Below are 20,698 nucleotides of genomic sequence, written 5' to 3' on the forward strand. Positions count from 1 at the left end.
TAAATCATTTACTATCTAAATCAATTCAGTTTTCTGTCATCTCTTTTTTTGAGCTTTTCGACAAATACATTTCCACTATTGATAAAATTAATGCTATAATTAAAAAATATTTCCAAAGTTCAATTCCAAATCTTGATTGATAAATTATTCTTAGGTAATCTTCGTCTGGCTTAAGATTAATAAAGTTTCCAGTAAAAGAAATTTCTTTAAGATAGCTTTCAAAATCATCAGGATTTTCATAATCCGAAACAGATTCTTTTGGATTATGATTCACAGAAAAATAATCAATCAACTTGTCATCAGAAAAAAATTTGTAAGTGCCGGTTAAATCAGTATTTCGATAATTGAGATAAATTTTGTTGATGAGTGTATCTGTATTAATTATTTCTTGCGAATTATCAGGTAAAACAACTTTCACAAAATTTTTTTTCATATTCTGAAGATTAACTGGTAATTCATCACCTGAATAAAAAAATTGTTGACCCTTGATTTTTGATGACAGATAAAAAACAATTTTATTAATTAATGGTGCGAACAGAGATTTTACGGGGAAATTGCTCCAGCTTAAAACAGGAGCTATATTGAAAACTAATACTTTGCCAGAACCAAATTTATATTCACTTAAGAAAGCAGAATTATCATATAAACTTATAATTGATTTTCCTTTTATATCTGGGATAATCTGTGCATAATAATAAATTTCGGGAGATTCAATTTTTGTTTTTGATTTATCTTCGAACAAGTCTTCAAATAAAGGATGCTGCAAATCAACTTTTTCAAATTGTGTAGAAGTTTCCTGAGAATTAATTCTTCCTTTGAATGAAGCTGCAATACCGATTTCAAGATTTTTTGTTAAATTTTGGAAAGAACTAATTGAACTTGAAGAACTCGGCATTAAAACCGCACCTCCGCCACTTTCGATATAATTTTTTAATTTTTTTATGTCATTAAATTTTTCTGAACCAATTATAAAAACTGCATCAAAATCTTCAAGCCTGATTGAAGAGATAAGAGACAAATCTTTTTCTGTTAATTGTAAAGAATTTCCATTTTGATTTGAAAGAGCAAGTTTGATAAATCTGCTGTCGGAATTATTATCTGTAAGAATTAGAATATTGATTTTATCCGGCACATAAAAAGATGTGTAAAATTTGTTGTCATAATTAATGTCATCATCTTCAAGTTCTGCAGCAGCTTCAATTAATCCTGCGTCGCTTAAATTAGATTCAAAATTTACAATCTGTGATTCATGAGGATTTAATGATATGCTTTGCTGTGCACTTCTTTTTCCATTTATAAATAACGATACAAGATAATTGTTAACAGCTGAGTTTGAATAATTTTTTACAACTGTTGAGAAGCTAATTGTTTTATTCTTCTCAAATATTTGATTGTTTACCTTGAACTCTTCAATTCCAAGATTTTTTATTTCTTTATTATGAACATCAATCAAATAAATGTTTACATTTTTCATCAGTTCAGATAAGTTCAAAAGTTCTTTCTTTGAATTGTAAATTCTGCCTTTCTGCAAATCAGTAATAATGTAAAGTTCTTTGTTAAGATTTTTGGATTCGTACAAAATTTTTGCTGCTTTAATTATTCCGTTATTTAATGTATTTGTTTGATTAGATATTTGAAGATTGTCAATTATTTTTCTTACAAAATCAAAATTAGAATATGGTTTTATTTCTTCATTTGTATTGTTGACAAGCGGAAGAACGGCAATCTCATCTTTTGCGTTGAAATTGTTAATTAAATTTTTTGCTATTTGTTTGCATTTGTTGAAATATGAACCAGTGCCGGTAACAATTGACATACTGAAGGTATTGTCGATTATGATTACTGCTGTTGTGTTTGCAGATTTAGAAGTAAATGAAATATTTTTAATTGTTGGACGAGCAAAAGCAAGAACGATAAAAGTTATAATCAAAACTCTCAATAAAAGCAGAAGCCACTGCTTAATTTTTATTCTTCTGATTTTTGTTTTCTGAAGCTGTTTCAAGAAAATGAGAGTGCTGAATTCAACCTTTTTTAATTTTCTAAGATTAAGAAAGTGAAGTATAATTGGAATTGAAGTTGCAATTAGACCAAATAATATTGCTGGATTTAGGAAAGTCATTTTCTAAACTATTCTCTCCTTTCTTTTAATGCTTTTTCATAAATGCTTATAAGTTTATCAGAAAAAACATTCAGGTCAAAGAATTCAACAGCTCTTTTTCTTGCTGCAGTTCCAAACTTCTCTCTTAAATCTGGATTGAGAATCAATGTTTCAATTTTTTCTGAAAGATTTTTCCAGTTTTGTTTTTCAAAAAGGAAAGAAGTTTCTCCATCAACTGCAATATCTAAAACACCATCAGAATTTGAGCATACAGATGGCTTTCCCATGCTCAATGCTTCTGCAAGTGCAATCCCAAATGCTTCTGCATGAGAAGGAAAAACAAATATATCCATGGCAGCTAAAACATCAGGGGTATCTTTTCTGAAGCCCGTAAAAATTATTTTATCATTTAAGCCAAGATTTTCTGAAAGTTTTTTGATTTCTTTTTCATATTCTTCTTCTCCTTTGCTTGCCTCACCGACAATCATAAATTTTATGTTGTCATATTTTTTAGTCAATTCATTTGCTGCATACAAAAATTCTTCATGACCTTTTCCGGGACTAAATCTTGCTATCATCCCAATTAAAATTTCATCATCATTTATTTTGAATTCATTTCTAACTTTTATGCTGTTAACTTTTTCCGGATTAAATTTATTTGTATCAATTGCATTATGAAGAAGCAAAATTTTTTCTTCGGGAAGTGGGGTTGTATCAACTAAATTTTTTGCTATGACTTTACTTATCGCAAGTGCATAATTAACTCTTTTGTATATCCACTTATGAAAAACATCTTTTTTGATGATGTAAGAACCCATCTGTTTTGAAAGAAGCAATGGTGTATTCATATCAGCTAATTTTAGGGCAGGAACAATTAACCACAAATCTTTTGAAGCACCGCAATGAATTACATCATAATTATTTTTTCTTATGAGAGAAGCAATTTTTATTATTTCAAATGGATGAAAATAACTTCTGAATTTTGAAGTGTGAGTATTAATTCCTTCAGCAATAGCTTCTTTATGAATTTTTGAATTTGGATAACACAAAAGTTCGGCATCAATTTGTTTTTTCAGGAGTTCTTTGACAGTCCGGAGTGCAAACATTTCAAGTCCGCCCCAACTTTGTGATAAACATGTCTTCAGTACTTTCATCAATAAATCTTATGAATTTTTGCACCTTTGTAGTAATGAAGAAGAATTTCATCAAATAAATAACCCATTTCTCCCATAACAGCGGCACCAATCTGACACATACCCACGCCATGACCCCAACCGCTTCCAATCAATATAAATTTTTCTGGAATATTCTTAATAAAATTTTCCTTTTTAACCATGAATGCTGAACTATAGAGATGACTTCGGGATAATGTTTTTCTGATTTCGAGTTCCTTACCAATGGTCAATGTTTTTTTTGTGCCGATAATTTTTAATCTAACAATTCTTCCTGAATAACCTCTTTCAATTGGTATTAAATCAAGAATATTTCCAAAATCAATTCCACTTTTTGATTTTATAATATCAGAAATTTCTTCCTGCTTATACTCAACTTTCCATCTAAAGAAATTTTGTTCTGCTGAAATATCTTCTTGAATATCAAATTGATTTAAAATCTGAGAAAGAATTTTTTTATTTGTTGTATTACAAAAAGCATGAGGTGAAGATTTTAACCATCTTTCAAAATTTTCTTCTTTTGTTAAATCATAATCGAGTCCCTCGAATTCAAATTTTGAATCAAGAACGGGAACGAGGTAATGATATCTAATTGGTTCCCATACATTTTCGTAGGATTCAGTAATTCCTCCGCAGCATTTTGAATAACGAGTATCACAAATTTTTTTATCATACATTAAAACTAAACCGCGCGTTGTATCGACAGCTTCGTAAGCTTTTTCATTGAGAATTTTTGTTATTCCTTGATATCTTTGACAATGGTCATCAGCACAAAAATCATATTTTGTGTGGTCATTCCTGTGGTACCATCTAATTATTTCGTCATCTGTAATTACTTCATTAATTGAAGAAAAATTTTTTGTTTTTTCTAATTGAGCTAAAACCCAGCTTCTTGAAACAACTGCGTGTGCTTTCAATAATTCAATTGAACTGTTGGAACTCATTTCTGAAGAAATTACACTTACAAGATAATCTTCAAGTGGAATTATATTAATAGCTGTTAAATTATTTTCATCGATGATTAATTTTAAAGTTCCACGAAATCTTTGCTTTTCTTTTCTTTCCCAGTGAAATTGTTTCCCAATTGTGACATCATAGAGCACAAATGATTCTTCTTCTATATCTTTTGGATTAAGAATGATTTCTTCTGCAGAAAAGATTTCCTTAGAATTTTGTTTTAATGTTATTTTGTTATTGTTCAATGTTGCTAAAAAGCTGCCGCTGAATCTTTTGTTGGTGGAGTTCTCGAAAAATTCTCCATATAAATCAAACTTAATTTCGTCTTGGCTCAATATACCGATACTGATTTCTGGATTATTCATAAACTCAATTATAAATTTTTGTGTCATAAATATAGCAATGATGATGTTAAATAAATAGAGAAAGAAGGAGTGTAGATGAATTTATTTTGAAGCTGTATAATTTCTGTGAGCAGGATTAATTATTTATCTTTGTGCAACAAAGAAAAAGGAATATGAGAAAGAAAAATAAAATTTCAGTTATAACACTCGGTTGTTCAAAAAATACAGTAGATTCTGAAAGATTGATGAAGCAATTAAAACTGAATCATCTTGAACTGACAAAAAACTTAAACGAGGCAGATGCATTAATCATAAATACATGCGGTTTTATTGAAGCAGCAAAAGAAGAATCAATAAACACTATACTCGAAGCAGTTGAACTGAAAAAAGAAGGAAAAATTAAAAAAGTAGTTGTGATTGGATGTCTTTCTGAAAGATATGCAAAGGAACTAAGAGACGAGATTCCTGAAGTTGATTCATATTTTGGAACAGAAGCTTATGAAAGTGTATTGAGAGAATTTGGCGGAAATCTTAAATATGAATTGCTTGGAGAAAGACTATTAACAACTCCAAAGCATTTTGCTTACTTGAAAATATCGGAAGGCTGCGACCATCCCTGTTCTTTCTGTGCTATCCCTTTGATGCGAGGTAAGCATAAAACAAAACCTATAGAAGATTTGATTAAAGAAGCCGAATTTCTTTCTTCACAAGGAGTAAAAGAATTAATTTTGATTGGCCAGGATACAACAGATTATGGAAAAGATTTGTATGGAAAAAGAAATATATCTGAATTGATAAATAAACTTTCTCTAATTAATGGAATTGAATGGATAAGAATTATGTATGCTTATCCATCACACTTTCCTGATGATTTAATTGAAACAATTTCATTAAATCCAAAAGTATGCAAATATATTGACCTTCCGCTTCAGCATATTTCGGATAATGTTCTAAAATCAATGAGAAGAGGAATAACTAAAAGAAGAACAATTGAATTGATTGAAAAACTTCGAACTAAAATTCCTGAGTTAACTCTTAGAACTACTTTTATTGTTGGTTATCCTTCAGAAACAGAAAAAGATTTTGAGGAACTTTGTAATTTTGTGCAAGATATAAAGTTCGAAAGATTTGGAGTATTTACTTATTCAATGGAAGAAAATACTGAAAGTTATAAACTTGGCGACCCAATTCCACAGGAAGTTAAAGAAGAGCGTAAAGCAATATTAATGGAAATGCAAAAAGAAATTTCTTACAATAAAAATAAAAAATTAATTGGAAGAAAATTAAAAGTAATCATTGATGGAAAAGAAAATGAATATTATATAGCAAGAACTGAGCGAGATGCACCAGAAGTTGATGGTGAAGTATATATTCAAAAAAATCAAAATAATATTCAAACAGGTGGATTTTATAGTGCAGAAATTTATGATTGCAACGAGTATGATTTATTTGGTAAATTGAAGTGAAAGAAAGGATATATAAAATGAACAAAATAATTTTATTAATGCTTTTGATTGGCGGCTGTTTGTATGCTCAGGTTGAATCTTCAGCTGGAGTAAGCCAGTTTAATACAAAACAAGCATTCTTTGTTGATTTTGCTGATTATATCGACTCGACACCATCCAAAACACGATTGGATGTATTTGTTCAGGTTCCGTATTCGAGTATTCAATTTGTTAAGCAGAATAATAGCTTTAATGCAAGTTACAATTTGTCGTTGATTTTCTATGATAAAGAGAAAAAAAATATATTGTTCGAAAGAATCTGGAAAGAAAAAGTAACCGCCGTTGATTTTGAACATACAATTTCAAAAGATAATTTTAATCTTTCTTACAAAACATTTGATTTTGAACCCGGCGAATATTTTCTTACTTGCATACTCGAAGACCTTGATTCGCATAACAGTTATTCAATGGATTATAAAATAAATGTGAATTCTATTTCAGATTCACTTGGATTGAGTGATGTTATTTTTGTTAAAGATGTTGTTAAAGATTCCTCAGGTGAAAAAATTGTTCCAAATGTTTCTAAAACAGTAACTAATAAAACTAAAAACCTTCCTGTTTATTTTGAGATTTATTCAAATAAAGAAAGAGATGTAATTCTTGAATACATAATTGAAGATTTGAGAAATAATTCCTGGGTTAAACAAACATCTCCATATAAAATTAAAACTGGCACAAATTCAATTTTCTATACTTTTGAGAATACTGAATTTAAACTTGGTGATTATAAATTCACAGTTAATTTGAAGGACAATGAGAATAATAATATTGCATCAACAGAAAAAAAATTGTATTCAGTAATTACAGGACTTCCTCAATCAATTGTTGATTTGGATAAAGCAATCGAACAGATGATTTATATTGCAAGTCCCAATGAAATAGATTTTATCAAAGAAGGAAAGACTTATGAAGAAAGATTAGAACGTTTTCTTGCATTCTGGGAAAAAAGAAAACCAAATCCAAAGATGGATGAAAATCCAATTCTTAATGAATATTACAGAAGAGTTGAATATGCAAATAAAAATTTCAAAGGATGGGGACGCGAAGGCTGGCGCTCAGACATGGGAATGATTTATATAACTTTTGGTCCGCCAAGCTATGTTGAACGTCATCCGCTTGAACCAAATTCAAGACCGTATGAAATATGGGATTATTATGAATTGAATCGTTCGTTTATTTTTGTAGACCAAACTGGATTTGGTGATTACAGATTAATTAATCCAGACTACAGCAGATGGCCTGGTTATAGACCATAATTATTATTAATTAATAAAATTATCCATTATGATTCTTACTGTAACACTCAACCCATTACTTGAAAGAAGATTATTTTTCAATTCTGTTGAGTTAGGTAAAAACAATAGATGCATTGATGAAAAATATGCTGCCGGCGGAAAAGGAATTAATGTAAGCAGACAACTGAACTATCTTGGAATTCAAAATTCTGCTTTAACTTTTTTAGGCGGAAATAACGGAAAGATTTTAAGGTCAATCTTAACAGAAGAAAAAATAAATTTTTCAGTTCAATCAACGAAATCAGAAACGCGTATTGCAGATGTAATTATTGAAAATGATACAAAAAGAATAACAACATTTTTTGGAATCAACAGTAAAATCTCAAAAGAAGAAACCGATGAATTCAAGAATAAACTTGAGAGAATGATACAAAATTGTTCTATCGCAGTATTTTCTGGAAGCTCTCCCTGTGAAGAAACAAATTCTATTTTTCAATTTGGAATTGAACTTGCAAATAAATACGATAAAATTTCAATCCTCGATACTTATGGAACTCATCTAAATGATTGTTTGAATGCTGCTCCAACAGTTGTTCACAATAATATTTTTGAAGTAGAAAATTCTCTTTCAATCAAACTTAGAACTGATGAAGAAAAGATTAGCTATTTGAAAAATCTTTATGCAAAAGGGATTAAACTTGCATTTTTGACTGACGGCTCAAATTATTTCTTTGCTTCTAAATATGATTTCATTTATAAAATTTCTTTTCCTTCAATTGAACCAGTAGATTCAACTGGAAGCGGTGATGCATTTACAGCTGGAATAGCTTATGGACTGGAAAATTCTCTTGTCTTTGATGAATTTGTTAAAATTGCTACTGCTCTTGGAATTGCCAATGCATCTAAATTGGAAACTTGCAATGTAGAAAAACATGAATATGAAAAATATTTGTCCGATATTGTTGTGGAACCCATTGGAAAGAAAATGAAAATAATCGATGATACACCAAAGTATTAGAATTCATTTTTTTCTTTTTTTATTCTTCTCTCAGCTTACCTTTTCACAAATTATAAATTCAATAGAAATTCAGGGGAATAAAATCTTTTCTGAAAAAGATTATCTTAATTGGACAGGCATAACAAGAGGGAAAAATATTTTTGAGAGCATTCATGATTCAATTATAAAAAATATTCTTTCGGCTCTTCAGGAACAAGGCTATTACAATGCTGATGCAGAAATAATTTTGCAGAATGTTGATTCATCAAAAATAAATTTGATTATTAATGTTTACGAAAACAAACCCACCTTTATATCGAACATCAAATATAATTGTGATTTTAAAGATTCATCATTTTTATCTAATATATTTTCACAATTATCAGAAAAAATTTTTTCAAGAGAACCTTTTGAAAATGCAATAAACAATGTTCTTGATTATTATGAAAATAACGGCTATCCATTTGCAGCTGTGAGGATAAATTCAATTTACTTTTATTCTGATTCTTCAAAACAAAAAAATTATGCTGATATTTTTTTGAACATTGATAAAGGAATTAAAGGATTAATTAACCGAATCGAAATTTCAGGCAATGATAAAACCAAAGATAGAGTGATAATTAGAGAACTTGGATTAAAAATTGGGGATGAGTATAATCAAAAGAAAATTGATGAGATTCCCGCCAAGTTAAATAAGCTTAATTTTTTTGAAAGAGTAGAAACTCCTACATATTTTATCAATGCTAAAAATGAGGGCGTTCTCAAGATAATTGTAAAAGAAAAAGTCACAAACAATTTTGATGGAATCATTGGTTATGTTCCTTCCAGTGGAAACGAAAAAGGTTATTTTACAGGCTTTATTAATCTTGGGTTTAGAAATTTATTCGGAACAGGAAGAACAGCTTTGATAAGGTGGCAGAGAGAAAATCAAACTACACAGGAACTTGAATTAAAATATTCTGAACCATGGATTTTTAGTTTCCCATTTAATTTATCGGGAAGCATGTTTCAGAGAATTCAGGATTCAACTTACATCCAGAGGAATTATGAAGTGGCACTTGAATATTTAGCATCTTCTGAAATTTCTGCTTCAATTATGATTAGTTCTCAATCAACAATTCCTGTTGAAAGAAAGAACAAAGTTTTTACTGTGTTTAATTCTTCTTCAACAACCACAGGAGTGAATTTCAAAATTGATACAAGAGATGATTATTACTCGCCAAAGAAAGGAATCTTATTTAGCAATTCATACAAATACACATTTAAGAAAATAATTGGACCAGCAGAATTTATTTCTGAGAAAACTAAAACAGAACTAAATCTTCAACGATTGGAAATCGATTTTGAATTTTTTAAGGAGCTGCTTTCAAATCAGATTGCAGCATTAAAAGTTCATGCTCGACAGTTGAAAGGTTCGGATATCGAAATGAGTGATTTATATTTACTTGGTGGTACAAACTCATTGCGAGGTTATCGTGAAAAACAATTTTCTGGAACAAATGTTTTATGGTCAAATCTGGAATACAGATTTTTGCTTTCAAATAAAACTTATGCATTTTTATTCTTTGATACTGGCTACATTTCAAGAAAAAATTATGCTGAAAATTTATCTGGCGATTTTAAAATTGGTTATGGATTTGGATTGAATGTCGAAACAGGGATAGGAATTCTTGGGGTTAGTTTTGCACTTGCAAAAGGAGATTCATTTTCACAGGGCAAAATTCATTTTGGTTTAATAAGTGGATTTTAATTTTTCTTTTTATCAATATTTAATAAAAATATTAAATTGCTTTATGAAATTAATTTTATTTTTCAATGCATTATAATTCATTAAAAGTTTTTGATAACTCGTTTCTTACAAAAAAAATAAAATTAATTGCTGGAGTTGACGAAGCAGGCAGAGGTCCTATCGCAGGTCCAGTGGTTGCTGCTGCTGTAATATTTGAAAAAAATGTTTATCATCCTCAGATTAATGATTCAAAAAAACTTAACGAGAATATGAGAGAGAATCTTTATGAGTGGATAATCCAAAATTGCATAAGCTATGCAGTTAGTATCATTAATCATGATGTGATTGATGAAATAAATATATTGCAGGCAACTCTTAGAGCGATGAAGACTGCAGTTGAAGAACTTGAAGTTCAGCCTAACCTGATATTAATTGACGGCAATAAATCCTTTTCAGTAAATGATAAAGAAATAAAAACAATTGTTAGAGGAGATTCAAAATCTTTTTCAATTGCTGCAGCTTCAATTTTAGCAAAAGTTACGCGAGACAGAATTATGAGAGAAGCTGCAATTAAATTTCCAGAATACTTGTGGGATAAAAATAAAGGTTATCCTACAAAAGCACATATTGATGCAATAAAAAATTATGGCATTACACCACTTCATAGAAAATCTTTTTTGAAAAATATTATTTATGAAGAATAAAAGAAAAACAGGCAAAGAGGGAGAAGAACTCGCCTGTAAATTTATTTCAGAACTTGGTTACCAGATTTTAGAAAGAAATTATCAGTATGGTCATGGTGAAATAGATATAATTGCAAAAGATGGAGATACAATTGTTTTTATCGAAGTTAAATATAGAAAATCTCTTGAATACGGCAATCCTGAAGATTCTATAACAAAGAATAAAAAGCATCAAATCAGAAAAACGGCAGAAGCTTATATTTATGAAAATAATATTTATGAACAAACTTGCAGAATTGATGTGATATCAATTTTACATCTGCCAAACCAAGAACCAATTATTAATCATTACATAAATGCAATTTAGTTTTAATAATTTTATTAAAGAATTTAATTTGATAAATTGCAACTGACCTTTAGGGGGAAAAATATTTTGCAATAAAAATCATAATCACAAATTGAGGGATATAATTATGAACACATCAAAATTATTCTTTGGTTTTTTATTCTCAATTATATTTTTCACTGAATCATTCGGTCAGAGTCCACTTAAAAAAAATGTGTATACTTTTGGAGGCTCAGTTAGTTTAAGTTATCAAAACAATAAATTTGAGGTTTCTACAGATAAAACATTTAGTATATTGGTTTCTCCATCTTTTGGATATTTTATTACTGATAATATTATGGTTTTAGGAAAGCTTGGCTTTTCTTATTATGAATCTAAATATGAAGATAATGAACATATAGACAAATATTACTGGAGAGATTATTCACTCGGCTCTTCTTTTCGTTACTTTTTTAATGCTGAAAAATTTATACCATTTCTTGGTGCAGGAGTTGGTTATACTAAATATACTTATGGTTATAGTACGGAAATATTTTTTACTGGTGGAATGAACCATTTTCTAAGCAAGCAGATTGCTTTAGAACCTTTTGTTTCATATTCAATTTTATTGACTCACAATGTAAAAAGAAGTACATATTATTTGAGATTTGGTGCCGGCATAGTTTATTATTTTACAGATTAAATTTATTCAGGGGTGAACAATTAAATGTTCACCCCGCTATGTTTATAAAAGTTGATATTTAATTCCAGCACTAATCCATCTTCCGGGCAGTGGAAGTCCTGCAAAATCAGAGTATTCTTTGTTGAATAAATTTGTTGCACGAATAAAAATATAGAACTTTTTAAACTGTGAACTGATTTGTGAATCAACAATTAAGTAAGCATCAAAATTGATTCTCTTTTCGTATCTAAAAAACCAATTCTGCTCAAATCCAAAAGGAAGTTCATGATTTACACTTAACAATAATTGATGCTGCAAATAATCAAGCAGATATTTTGATTCATATTTCCCAGTCGAGCGATTCATTGTTAAGTAAGTGTAATTAATTTCTGCTTTTTTAATAGGTATTCGATAATCAATTTTTTGCGGTATAAACTGGAAATTAATTTCTGTTCCATAAGTTTTAACATTGGCTATGTTTTCAACTTTCCATGGTTCATCTTTCGAAATTCTTCCCCAATCAATAATATTCTTCCCATCTTTTATGAAGAAACTAAGTTCTGTCAAAAAGATTTTTTGAAAAGTAGAAAATCCAATTTCATAATTTGTTGTTTCTTCATGTTTCAAATTCGGGTTGCCCATGTTTGCTGGACTAGTGTAATAAAGTTCTGTGAATGTTGGTATTCGGAAAGCTTTGCCGTAAGATGCAAATACTTTAGACAAGTTTGAAATTTTATAAGAAATATCTGCTCCCTGCCAAACTTTCCAGCCGATGTTTGAATAATTGTAAATAAATAATCCTGCAGATGCCGTAAAATTTTTGTATGAATCAATTAAATGTTCAATAAAAAATCCTCCTTTGCTTCTTTGATGTGAACCAAGATTCGAACTTTTTATTTCATCTTTTGTCAATTCACTTCCAAGGCTTGTTATTCCAAGTGAAGATTTTATTGATGCTTGAATTTCTAATCCATAAGAATAAGTTTTATGAATGTTGTGATACCAATCAGGTCGTGTTTTGTCGAGTATGTAATCATCATCATTTCTGCGCCAGAAAATTTTGGGTGATATATTAATTTTATCATTGCCGAATTCTGCAGAAGAGCTAAGTATTTTTGTTGTTGTATGTTCCCATTGATTTGGGAATCTATCTGAATAAAAATTATATGCACCAAATTTTTTATCGACATAGCCGAAGAAAAGATTAAACAAGTTTTTATCGATTGTAAAATTTTGTCCAATTGAAAATGTTGTTATATCAAAATTTGTGTTTTCTCTGTAGCCATTAGATTTCTTTTTAGAAAAAGTAAAATTATTTCCTGTGATGTTTACTGGATAAGAAGCAGATAAGTTTAAGTCATACAATCCATGTTCACCGCCAAGCGCAGATATTTTAAAATTTTTTTCCTTAGATTTTTTTGTGATTATATTAATTGCTCCTCCAAATGCATTTGCACCAAAGGTTCTCGAGCCCTGACCTTTTAACACTTCAATTCTTTCTACATTTTCAAGTGATATTGGCAAATTCAAATTGTGATGACCTGTCTGCGGGTCAATTAATTTTATTCCATCAATCATAATTAATGTTTGTTCGAATGTGCCGCCTCTAATTCCTGCATCTGCCTGAATTCCTTCTGTCCCGCGAACTTTTAAGTCAAGTGCGTTAACATACTGAAGTAAATCCTGAATATTATTAACCGGTAAATTTTTTATATCCTCATAATTTAAAATTGTGACCACACGAGTTAATTTTGAATATTCAATTGGGGTTCTGTTCGAAGTTACAACAACATCATCTAATTTGTATTCTTTTTCCTGAGATATTATGATTGATTGATTTATAATTAAATACAGTATAATCTGAATAATAAATTTTTTCATAAATCCTCCTTTATTAAAAATTACAAAGAATGAAAAATGATGAAATTGATAAATTGATTTTGAGTAAGTAAGGTTGGTTGCTGTCAACTTCTGAAAATTTTATTATCCCGCTTGGGTCATGCTTTTGGCATGTTGGGATAAATGATATGACAGAAATTTTCAGAAGCGCGGAATGTAATGCAGAATTAAAAGAACAATTAAAGACTTATTAAATCATTGTAAATAATAAATGCCATCAACAAAAGTAGAATTATAAATCCTGCATTTTGAATTGCAATTTTAACCTTAAGTGGAAGTTCTCTTCTGAAAATTCCTTCAAGAAAAATTATAATAAAATGTCCTCCATCAAGTGCAGGGAATGGAAGAATGTTAATTATTGCAAGACTCAAACTGAGCATTGCAAGAAAATAGAGAAATGAAATTGTTCCAGAATCTGCCGACTTAGCTGCATACTGAGCAATTTTAACTGGTCCGCCAAATGCTTGATTGAATGGAATTTTTCCGGTAATTACTTTTTTAAGCATTCCGAAAGTAAGCATAGTATAATTGCCAATGTTAGCAACACTATGCGTAAATGCTGAGAGCATGCCATAAGTTTTATATTCAAATTCGCCTGTGTAAGCATCACTTACTGCAATTCCAATTTTTCCTTCAATGCCGGGATTAACAATTGTTTTTAGCGTATCATTGTTTCTAAGAAATACAACTTCCAAATTTTTTTCTTTGTTTGAAGAGATAATTTGAACTACATGTTCGCGGTCTTGAACTTTAATTCCATCAATAGAAATAAAAATGTCACCTGGTTTAATTCCTGCTTCCTCTGCAGGTGAATTTTTCATCACATCCTGAATGTATGGCTGAGTTGGATATGGAAAAATGAAAAATCCTTCTTGTGCATTTTCTGTTACAGCTTTGCTTGAAAAATTGAATGCAACGGTATCATTGTTTCGTAGTACTTTAACATAGATGTTTTGAATTCCAGGATTAAAAATGTTTTCAACTACATCATCCCAGTTTTTTACAGGTTTATTATTTATTGAAATTATTTTATCGTAAGATTGAAATCCAACTTTCTCTGCAGTGCTTCCTTTTTCAATTTTGCTGATTGTTGTTGTCTTAAATACTTGTTTTCCGATGAAATAATTTATTCCCCAGAAAATTGCAAGTGTGAGAATTAGATTCATTATAACGCCGGCACTTATAACAAAGAGCTTTTGAACAGTTGACTTGGACCTGAATTCATAAGGCTGTGGTTCACTTTGAATAAATTTTGTATCAAGACTTTCATCAATCATACCGGCAATTTTAACATAGCCGCCGAGAGGGAAAAGACAAATTCTGTAATCAGTATTTCCTTGTCCATCCCAATCAGCTGGTAAATCGCCAAAAGTAAATCCATTTAATTTATTCCAGCCGAATAATCGTTTACCAAAACCAATAGCAAAAATATCAACACGCATTTTAGATAATTTTGCAGCTGCAAAATGACCGAACTCATGAATGAAAACAAGAATTGCAATTGTTATGATAAAATAAATTATATAATCCATTATGTTTTTCTCTTAATTATATTTTTTATTTAAGAACTCTCTTGTTTTAAAATCTATTTCAAAAATATTTTCTAATGTTGCTTTACTGTGATTATTAACTGTATCAAGTGCTTCCTTAATTAAATCTGGAATCTGAGAAAATTTAATTTTCCCTGTTAAAAATTTTTCTACTGCAACTTCGTTGGCTGCATTCAGGATACATGGAGCAGTTCCGCCTTCTTCAATTACATCGTAAGCTAACTTTAGACATACAAATTTATCAAAATCTGGTTCAAAAAATGTAAGTTGACCAATCTTTTTTATATCAGTTAAAACATGTGAATAATTGAATCTTTTTGGATAAGAAAGTGCATAAAGAATTGGGAGTTTCATATCAGGAAGACTGAGCTGTGCTTTAATTGAGCCATCCTTGAATTCAACCATTGAATGAATTATTGATTGAGGATGAATGGCTACATCAATTTGGTTTTTCGAAAGTCCAAACAGCCAGAAAGCTTCTATAACTTCCAATCCTTTGTTCATCATTGTTGCTGAATCAATTGTAATTTTATTTCCCATTTTCCAGTTAGGATGACTTAATGCTTCCTCAATTGTTACATTTGAAAATTCTTCTTTGCTCTTATTTAAAAATGGACCGCCAGAAGCTGTTAAAATAATTTTGCTTATATCTTTCTTTTCTTCTCCTTTCAAACATTGAAAAATTGCACTGTGTTCAGAATCAACTGGAATTATTTCTGAATTATACTCCTTAGAAAGTTGAATGATAATTTCTCCTGCTACAACAAGTGTTTCTTTATTGGCAAGAGCAATTCTCTTGCTTTTTTTAATTGCTTCGATTGTTGGCTTAAGCCCGGCAAATCCTACAATTGCCGAAAGAAGAATGTCATAATCTTCATTTTTTGTTATTTCCAAAAGTCCTTCTTCACCATCAATTATTCTGCATTTGCTGCCTGTGCGGTTTCTTAGTTCTTTTGCTTTTTCTTTGTTTTTAACAACTACAGAGGAAGGATTAAATTCATTAATTTGTTCTTCAAGTAAATCAATATTATCGTTGACAGTTAAGCCTGCAACAGAAAATTCATCCTTGAAATTTCTTATGATTTCAAGTGCATTCTTCCCAATAGAACCAGTAGAACCCAGTATTAATATTTTTTTCATGATTTAATTAATAAATCTATGAGTTATTGCAAGTAAGAAATTTATTATCACAATTAAATTTATTATACCATTAAGCCTAAAAATTTTTTTAAGATAATTATAACCTTCTTCGTTTACAGGATTACTGCTGTTCAGATTTTCTCCAATAGCAGCTCTTAATTTTTTTGCAGAAGGAATTATATAAAGAAAAATTATTAAAAGCAGGATTACCATCAGAATTTGTTTTGTTGTAAGCCAGTGATTTGAAGTCATTTGAAAAAACGTGTAAGCAGGATTTATTAGAACAAGAATAATTCCTGTAATTAAAATTCCAGTTGCACTTATAATTCCAGTAAGATTTGAAAGCTTAAGATAGAGGTTAATTAAATTTTTTTCGCAGGATAAACCTTTATTTTTAGTAATGTTTGATTTCAAAAATATATCTGAAATGAAACTGATAATCCATCCACCAGCAAAAATTATATGCAGAGTTAATATAGTTGGATAAAATTCCATTGAGATTCCTTTCATTTTGTTCTCTTAAATATAAAAAAAGATGATGAGATTATTCATACCTCTGGTTAAGCCTTTATAAAGTGAAATGGATTAATCTCTGTATGGTCTATTAAGCCATTGGTCAATTGTGAGTTTTAAGAAATGAATATTTATAGGCTTGGCAATGTAATCATTCATTCCTGCTGCAAGACATTTTTCTCTGTCTTTCATGCTTGAATGGGCAGTTACTGCAATAATTGGAATCTTACCAATATCTCCCGGAATCTCTCTTATTTTTTTTGTTGCTGTAATTCCATCCATATCTGTCATTTCAATATCCATTAATACCAAATCAAATTGACCTGTTTTTACAGCTTCAATTGCATCATTACCATTCGAGACAGCTTCTACATCATAACCAACTTCGCGTAAAATTTTGCTTTCCAAGTTTTGACTTATTGGATTATCTTCAACAAGAAGTAATTTTTTTCTTGATTGCTTTTCTTCCTGAGGTTTTTCGGCTTGTTCAACTTGTTTTTCTGATTCAGGTTTTTGAGAAATTTCCAAAACCTGTTCTTCAATTTTTTCAACTGGCTGAAGCTTAAAAAATGCATTGAAATAAAATTTACTTCCTATTCCAAGTTTGCTTTCTACTCTAATATCACCGCCCATTAGTTTTACAAATTCTTTTGCAATTACTAAACCTAAACCTGAACCTTCTTTTCTATCTCTTTTGCTTTTTACCTGAACAAATGGCTCAAACAGTAATGGAATTTTATCTTCAGGAATTCCATGTCCTGTATCTTCTACAGAAGTTAAAATTTCTACAGTGTTAATCGTTCTCGATTTTTGTTTTACAGTTATTTTAACCCTTCCCTCATCAGTGAACTTTACTGCGTTTCCAACAAGATTCAAAACTATTTGTCTGTATCTTGTAGGGTCTCCATAAATTTTTTCTGGGATTTCAGGGTCAACTTCCTCTTCAAGTTCAATTCCTTTTTGACGCGCAGTTTGTCCCATTATCGAATAGACTTTATGAATTTCGTCTCTAATATCAAACTCAACAATGTCGAGTTCCATTTTACCAGCTTCTATCTTGGATATATCAAGAATGTTATTAATTATGTCAAGCAATGATTCTGCAGCAAGTCTTGCATCTCTTGCAAAAGCTTTTAATTCTTCCTTGCTTTCGAATAAATCATTTTCAATTAATGTTAAGAAGCCCATTACAGAATTCATTGGAGTTCGAACTTCGTGACTCATATTTGCAAGAAATTTTGTTTTGTAGCTGCTTTCTTGCTGTGCTTTTTGTGCAGCCAAATCGGATTTTAATTTTTCCTGTCTTAATGCTTCAAGTGCTTTCTGTCTTTCATTTTCTGCTTGAACCTGTTGAGTAATATCTTGAATGCTTCCTTCGTAATATGTAATATCCTCTTCTTCATCATAGCTGATTCTGATATTAATTCGAACTGTAATTTCAGAACCATCCTTTTTCAGGAACTGAACTCTGTAGTTTCGAACTTTTCCCTGCTTTTCCAATAATTTATGAAGCAGTTCCCAATCGGCTTTTCTTTTAAATAAATTATCAATGAAATTTAATTTGTAAAGATCGTCATCGCTTGAATAACCAAGAATTTTTACAAATGCTGGATTAACTGCTGTAAATTTTCCTGTGGGAAGAATTTGAAAAACTCCTTCGGTTGAATTTTCAAAAATGTTTCTGAACTTTCTTTCAGACAATGCAACTTCATAGCTCTTTAGAAGTGCTTCGTGTCTTAATCTATAATTGATATAACTTGCAACAATTGCCATTACACTTATAATTATAACCAGAATAATTGATTCAAGCATATTTGGAATTGAAGTAATAGAAGGATTGCTGAACAATATTGAAGAAACAAAAACAATGTTGTAATAAATTGCTACTATTATCTGGTCTTTTACTTCCCAGCTTAAAAACAATGCAGCAGTAAAAATTATTAAGCTGATTATATGAGAATTGAAAACAAGTGTGTGAGGTTCAAGATAAATCATTACTCCAAATGAAATAACAATTGAGAGCAATAAAATATGAACTAAAACTGATGGATGATTTTTACCCACTTTTGTATTTGATAATGCCAGAAGAATAAAAGCAATTAAAACCGATGCTACACGTGAAATATAAAGTTGAATGCTGTGTTGTGTAAAATAAATGACTTCGAATATTAAAGCGACAATTCCAGCTGAAGCTGTAAAAGTGGCTAACGACCTGAAAGGAGGCAGTAATTGTTTTTTATTCTCTTCTTTGATGAACTCTCGAACTTTTAGTTCAAGAGTTTTGGACGATGGTCGTGTTGTAATCGATTTACCCACTTATTTTATTTCAAAATGAACTTTTTCTAAATTTTTTAAGTAAGTTTAATTACAATGTTCTTAGATTTTTTTAAGTAATTATGAACTTTCAGATATAAAATATTTTATTCTGCAGACAATTTAATAAATAAATAAAATTCAACCAAAAAATTGAAATGTAATTTCAAAAGTTTATAAATGTGAATTTATGAGCGATTTCTTTTATCAAATAGACCTAAGCATATTTTATTTTATTAATCATTCACTTTCAAATCCTTTGTTTGATAAGTTTTTTGTTTTTATAACCGATGTTAAAAATTGGTTTATAACTTATTTAGTATTGTATTTAATTCTCATAATAAAAGGAGGAAAAAGAGGAAGAATTTCTGCTTTAATTCTTATATTCTTGATTGCGGCTTCTGACCAGTTGAGCAGTGTATTTCTAAAAAATTTGTTCGGCAGAATTAGACCATGTAATGTTTTGAATGATGTTAATCTGCTTGTTGGATGCACAAATTCATTTTCATTTCCTTCGTCTCATGCTGTTAATAATTTTGCAGCTGCAGTTTTTTTTAGTAAACTTTTTCCAAAATATAAGTGGATTTTGCTTGTTGTTGCTTCTTTAGTTGCTTTTTCAAGACCTTATGTTGGAGTTCATTATCCATCGGATATTTTGGGTGGGGCAATAATTGGTTCGCTGCTTGGTATTCTTTTTTCTTATCTTGTTATATTTATCGAAAAATTTTTTAATGAAAAAATAAAAAAGGGTAAAAGCAGCTATGAAAACTAAACTTCAAATTGCCAAAAACTGGCTGCCAAGATATACAGGAACCAAAATAGATGAATTTGGTGATTACTTGCTTTTAACAAATTTTTATAATTACATAATAAAATTTGCAGAAAGATTTAATTGTGATATAAAAGGAATTGGCAGACCAATGCAGACAGCAACAAATAATAATGGTCTTACTATTGTAAATTTTGGAATTGGTTCGGCTAATGCTGCTACAATTATGGATTTGCTTGTTGCAAGAAATCCTAAAGGAGTTTTGTTTTTAGGAAAATGCGGTGGCTTGAAACATTCAACAGAAATTGGAAATTTTATTCTTCCAATTGCTGCAATAAGAGGCGAAGGAACAAGCAATGATTATTTGCCTCCTGAAGTTCCAGCACTGCCCTCATTCAAACTGCATAAATTTGTGTCTGATAAAATTGTTGCTCGCAATATGGAATATCGAACTGGTGTGGTTTATACAACAAACAGAAGATTATGGGAGTGGGATGAAAATTTCAAGCAATATCTAAAAAGAATTGGCGTAATTGGAATTGATATGGAAACGGCAACTTTATTTATTGTTGGTTATGCAAATCAAATTGCCCGCGGTGCTTTATTGCTTGTTTCTGATTTGCCAATGTTTCCTGAAGGAATTAAAACCGAAGAATCTGATAAACTTGTTACTCAGCTTTATACTGATGTTCATCTTGATATCGGAATTGAAGCAATGACAGAAATAGGTGCCAAAGGAGAACAGATTAAACATTTTACTTTCTAAAAGAAACATTCACTATTTTTC

General features: G+C 30.0%; 17 protein-coding genes. 9 read left to right on the forward strand and 8 right to left on the reverse strand.

Going from position 1 to position 20,698, the window contains the following annotated elements:
- Window positions 1-25: 25 nt before the first annotated feature.
- Genes AC27L2_RS03315 through AC27L2_RS03325 form a run of 3 tightly spaced genes read right to left on the reverse strand, consistent with a single transcriptional unit; the run spans window position 26 to window position 4,592 of the window.
- A complete protein-coding gene (locus AC27L2_RS03315) occupies window positions 26-2,119 on the reverse strand; it encodes a BatA domain-containing protein (RefSeq protein ID WP_487210248.1) in 2,094 nt (697 codons plus the stop codon).
- 8 nt (window positions 2,120-2,127) lie between these two features.
- Window positions 2,128-3,252, reverse strand: a complete 1,125-nt coding sequence (locus AC27L2_RS03320; protein ID WP_487210249.1) for a glycosyltransferase family 4 protein — start codon at window positions 3,250-3,252, stop codon at window positions 2,128-2,130.
- Window positions 3,252-4,592 (reverse strand): SpoIID/LytB domain-containing protein, encoded by a 1,341-nt coding sequence (locus tag AC27L2_RS03325; RefSeq protein WP_487210250.1) that lies wholly within the window; start codon window positions 4,590-4,592, stop codon window positions 3,252-3,254. The genes AC27L2_RS03320 and AC27L2_RS03325 overlap by 1 nt, the downstream gene beginning before the upstream one ends.
- Window positions 4,593-4,744: 152 nt before the next feature.
- Here AC27L2_RS03325 and rimO point away from each other — a divergent pair, with 152 nt between their 5' ends.
- The 7 genes from rimO (at window position 4,745) to AC27L2_RS03360 (ending at window position 11,748) form a co-directional block, all read left to right on the forward strand.
- The gene (rimO, locus tag AC27L2_RS03330) at window positions 4,745-6,037 is read left to right on the forward strand and encodes a 30S ribosomal protein S12 methylthiotransferase RimO (protein ID WP_487210251.1); all 1,293 of its coding nucleotides are present in this window, start codon (window positions 4,745-4,747) and stop codon (window positions 6,035-6,037) included.
- Between the two features lie 17 nt (window positions 6,038-6,054).
- Window positions 6,055-7,332, forward strand: a complete 1,278-nt coding sequence (locus AC27L2_RS03335) for a GWxTD domain-containing protein (protein WP_487210252.1) — start codon at window positions 6,055-6,057, stop codon at window positions 7,330-7,332.
- 28 nt (window positions 7,333-7,360) lie between these two features.
- On the forward strand, window positions 7,361-8,329 hold the full coding sequence (locus AC27L2_RS03340) for a 1-phosphofructokinase family hexose kinase (RefSeq protein WP_487210253.1): 969 nt from the start codon (window positions 7,361-7,363) through the stop codon (window positions 8,327-8,329).
- Window positions 8,310-10,058 carry a BamA/OMP85 family outer membrane protein gene (locus AC27L2_RS03345; RefSeq protein WP_487210254.1) on the forward strand — a complete coding sequence of 583 codons (1,749 nt, stop codon included), beginning with the start codon at window positions 8,310-8,312 and terminating at the stop codon, window positions 10,056-10,058. Before AC27L2_RS03340 ends, AC27L2_RS03345 begins: the two co-directional genes overlap by 20 nt.
- Window positions 10,059-10,123: 65 nt before the next feature.
- Window positions 10,124-10,741 (forward strand): ribonuclease HII, encoded by a 618-nt coding sequence (rnhB, locus tag AC27L2_RS03350; protein ID WP_487210255.1) that lies wholly within the window; start codon window positions 10,124-10,126, stop codon window positions 10,739-10,741.
- The gene (locus AC27L2_RS03355; protein WP_487210256.1) at window positions 10,731-11,087 is read left to right on the forward strand and encodes a YraN family protein; all 357 of its coding nucleotides are present in this window, start codon (window positions 10,731-10,733) and stop codon (window positions 11,085-11,087) included. The genes rnhB and AC27L2_RS03355 overlap by 11 nt, the downstream gene beginning before the upstream one ends.
- Window positions 11,088-11,193: 106 nt before the next feature.
- A complete protein-coding gene (locus AC27L2_RS03360; RefSeq protein ID WP_487210257.1) occupies window positions 11,194-11,748 on the forward strand; it encodes a hypothetical protein in 555 nt (184 codons plus the stop codon).
- Between the two features lie 42 nt (window positions 11,749-11,790).
- Here the strand turns inward: AC27L2_RS03360 and AC27L2_RS03365 are convergent, their stop codons facing one another.
- The 5 genes from AC27L2_RS03365 to AC27L2_RS03385 all read right to left on the reverse strand — a co-directional run bounded on the left by AC27L2_RS03365 (window position 11,791) and on the right by AC27L2_RS03385 (window position 19,145).
- On the reverse strand, window positions 11,791-13,608 hold the full coding sequence (locus AC27L2_RS03365; protein WP_487210258.1) for a TonB-dependent receptor plug domain-containing protein: 1,818 nt from the start codon (window positions 13,606-13,608) through the stop codon (window positions 11,791-11,793).
- Between the two features lie 197 nt (window positions 13,609-13,805).
- Window positions 13,806-15,158 (reverse strand): RIP metalloprotease RseP, encoded by a 1,353-nt coding sequence (gene rseP, locus AC27L2_RS03370; protein ID WP_487210259.1) that lies wholly within the window; start codon window positions 15,156-15,158, stop codon window positions 13,806-13,808.
- Between the two features lie 12 nt (window positions 15,159-15,170).
- Window positions 15,171-16,316 carry a 1-deoxy-D-xylulose-5-phosphate reductoisomerase gene (locus tag AC27L2_RS03375; RefSeq protein WP_487210260.1) on the reverse strand — a complete coding sequence of 382 codons (1,146 nt, stop codon included), beginning with the start codon at window positions 16,314-16,316 and terminating at the stop codon, window positions 15,171-15,173.
- A 3-nt stretch (window positions 16,317-16,319) separates the two neighbouring features.
- A complete protein-coding gene (locus AC27L2_RS03380; RefSeq protein ID WP_487210261.1) occupies window positions 16,320-16,826 on the reverse strand; it encodes a hypothetical protein in 507 nt (168 codons plus the stop codon).
- A 75-nt stretch (window positions 16,827-16,901) separates the two neighbouring features.
- Window positions 16,902-19,145: a hybrid sensor histidine kinase/response regulator gene (locus AC27L2_RS03385; RefSeq protein ID WP_487210262.1), complete on the reverse strand. Its 2,244-nt coding sequence runs from the start codon at window positions 19,143-19,145 to the stop codon at window positions 16,902-16,904.
- A gap of 187 nt (window positions 19,146-19,332) precedes the next feature.
- Here AC27L2_RS03385 and AC27L2_RS03390 point away from each other — a divergent pair, with 187 nt between their 5' ends.
- Together AC27L2_RS03390 and AC27L2_RS03395 are read left to right on the forward strand one after the other, a co-directional pair.
- Window positions 19,333-19,914 carry a phosphatase PAP2 family protein gene (locus tag AC27L2_RS03390; protein ID WP_487210263.1) on the forward strand — a complete coding sequence of 194 codons (582 nt, stop codon included), beginning with the start codon at window positions 19,333-19,335 and terminating at the stop codon, window positions 19,912-19,914.
- Window positions 19,904-20,677 carry an AMP nucleosidase gene (locus AC27L2_RS03395; RefSeq protein WP_487210264.1) on the forward strand — a complete coding sequence of 258 codons (774 nt, stop codon included), beginning with the start codon at window positions 19,904-19,906 and terminating at the stop codon, window positions 20,675-20,677. The genes AC27L2_RS03390 and AC27L2_RS03395 overlap by 11 nt, the downstream gene beginning before the upstream one ends.
- Window positions 20,678-20,698 lie beyond the last annotated feature (21 nt).

The organism is Rosettibacter sp. KY25, from assembly GCF_057554405.1.

Coding starts and splice junctions, on each gene's coding strand:
- AC27L2_RS03315 (WP_487210248.1), bottom strand. CDS start 2,119: ATGACTTTCCTAAATCCAGCAATATTATTTGGTCTAATTGCAACTTCA.
- AC27L2_RS03320 (WP_487210249.1), bottom strand. CDS start 3,252: ATGAAAGTACTGAAGACATGTTTATCACAAAGTTGGGGCGGACTTGAA.
- AC27L2_RS03325 (WP_487210250.1), bottom strand. CDS start 4,592: ATGAATAATCCAGAAATCAGTATCGGTATATTGAGCCAAGACGAAATT.
- rimO (WP_487210251.1), top strand. CDS start 4,745: ATGAGAAAGAAAAATAAAATTTCAGTTATAACACTCGGTTGTTCAAAA.
- AC27L2_RS03335 (WP_487210252.1), top strand. CDS start 6,055: ATGAACAAAATAATTTTATTAATGCTTTTGATTGGCGGCTGTTTGTAT.
- AC27L2_RS03340 (WP_487210253.1), top strand. CDS start 7,361: ATGATTCTTACTGTAACACTCAACCCATTACTTGAAAGAAGATTATTT.
- AC27L2_RS03345 (WP_487210254.1), top strand. CDS start 8,310: ATGATACACCAAAGTATTAGAATTCATTTTTTTCTTTTTTTATTCTTC.
- rnhB (WP_487210255.1), top strand. CDS start 10,124: ATGCATTATAATTCATTAAAAGTTTTTGATAACTCGTTTCTTACAAAA.
- AC27L2_RS03355 (WP_487210256.1), top strand. CDS start 10,731: ATGAAGAATAAAAGAAAAACAGGCAAAGAGGGAGAAGAACTCGCCTGT.
- AC27L2_RS03360 (WP_487210257.1), top strand. CDS start 11,194: ATGAACACATCAAAATTATTCTTTGGTTTTTTATTCTCAATTATATTT.
- AC27L2_RS03365 (WP_487210258.1), bottom strand. CDS start 13,608: ATGAAAAAATTTATTATTCAGATTATACTGTATTTAATTATAAATCAA.
- rseP (WP_487210259.1), bottom strand. CDS start 15,158: ATGGATTATATAATTTATTTTATCATAACAATTGCAATTCTTGTTTTC.
- AC27L2_RS03375 (WP_487210260.1), bottom strand. CDS start 16,316: ATGAAAAAAATATTAATACTGGGTTCTACTGGTTCTATTGGGAAGAAT.
- AC27L2_RS03380 (WP_487210261.1), bottom strand. CDS start 16,826: ATGAAAGGAATCTCAATGGAATTTTATCCAACTATATTAACTCTGCAT.
- AC27L2_RS03390 (WP_487210263.1), top strand. CDS start 19,333: ATGAGCGATTTCTTTTATCAAATAGACCTAAGCATATTTTATTTTATT.
- AC27L2_RS03395 (WP_487210264.1), top strand. CDS start 19,904: ATGAAAACTAAACTTCAAATTGCCAAAAACTGGCTGCCAAGATATACA.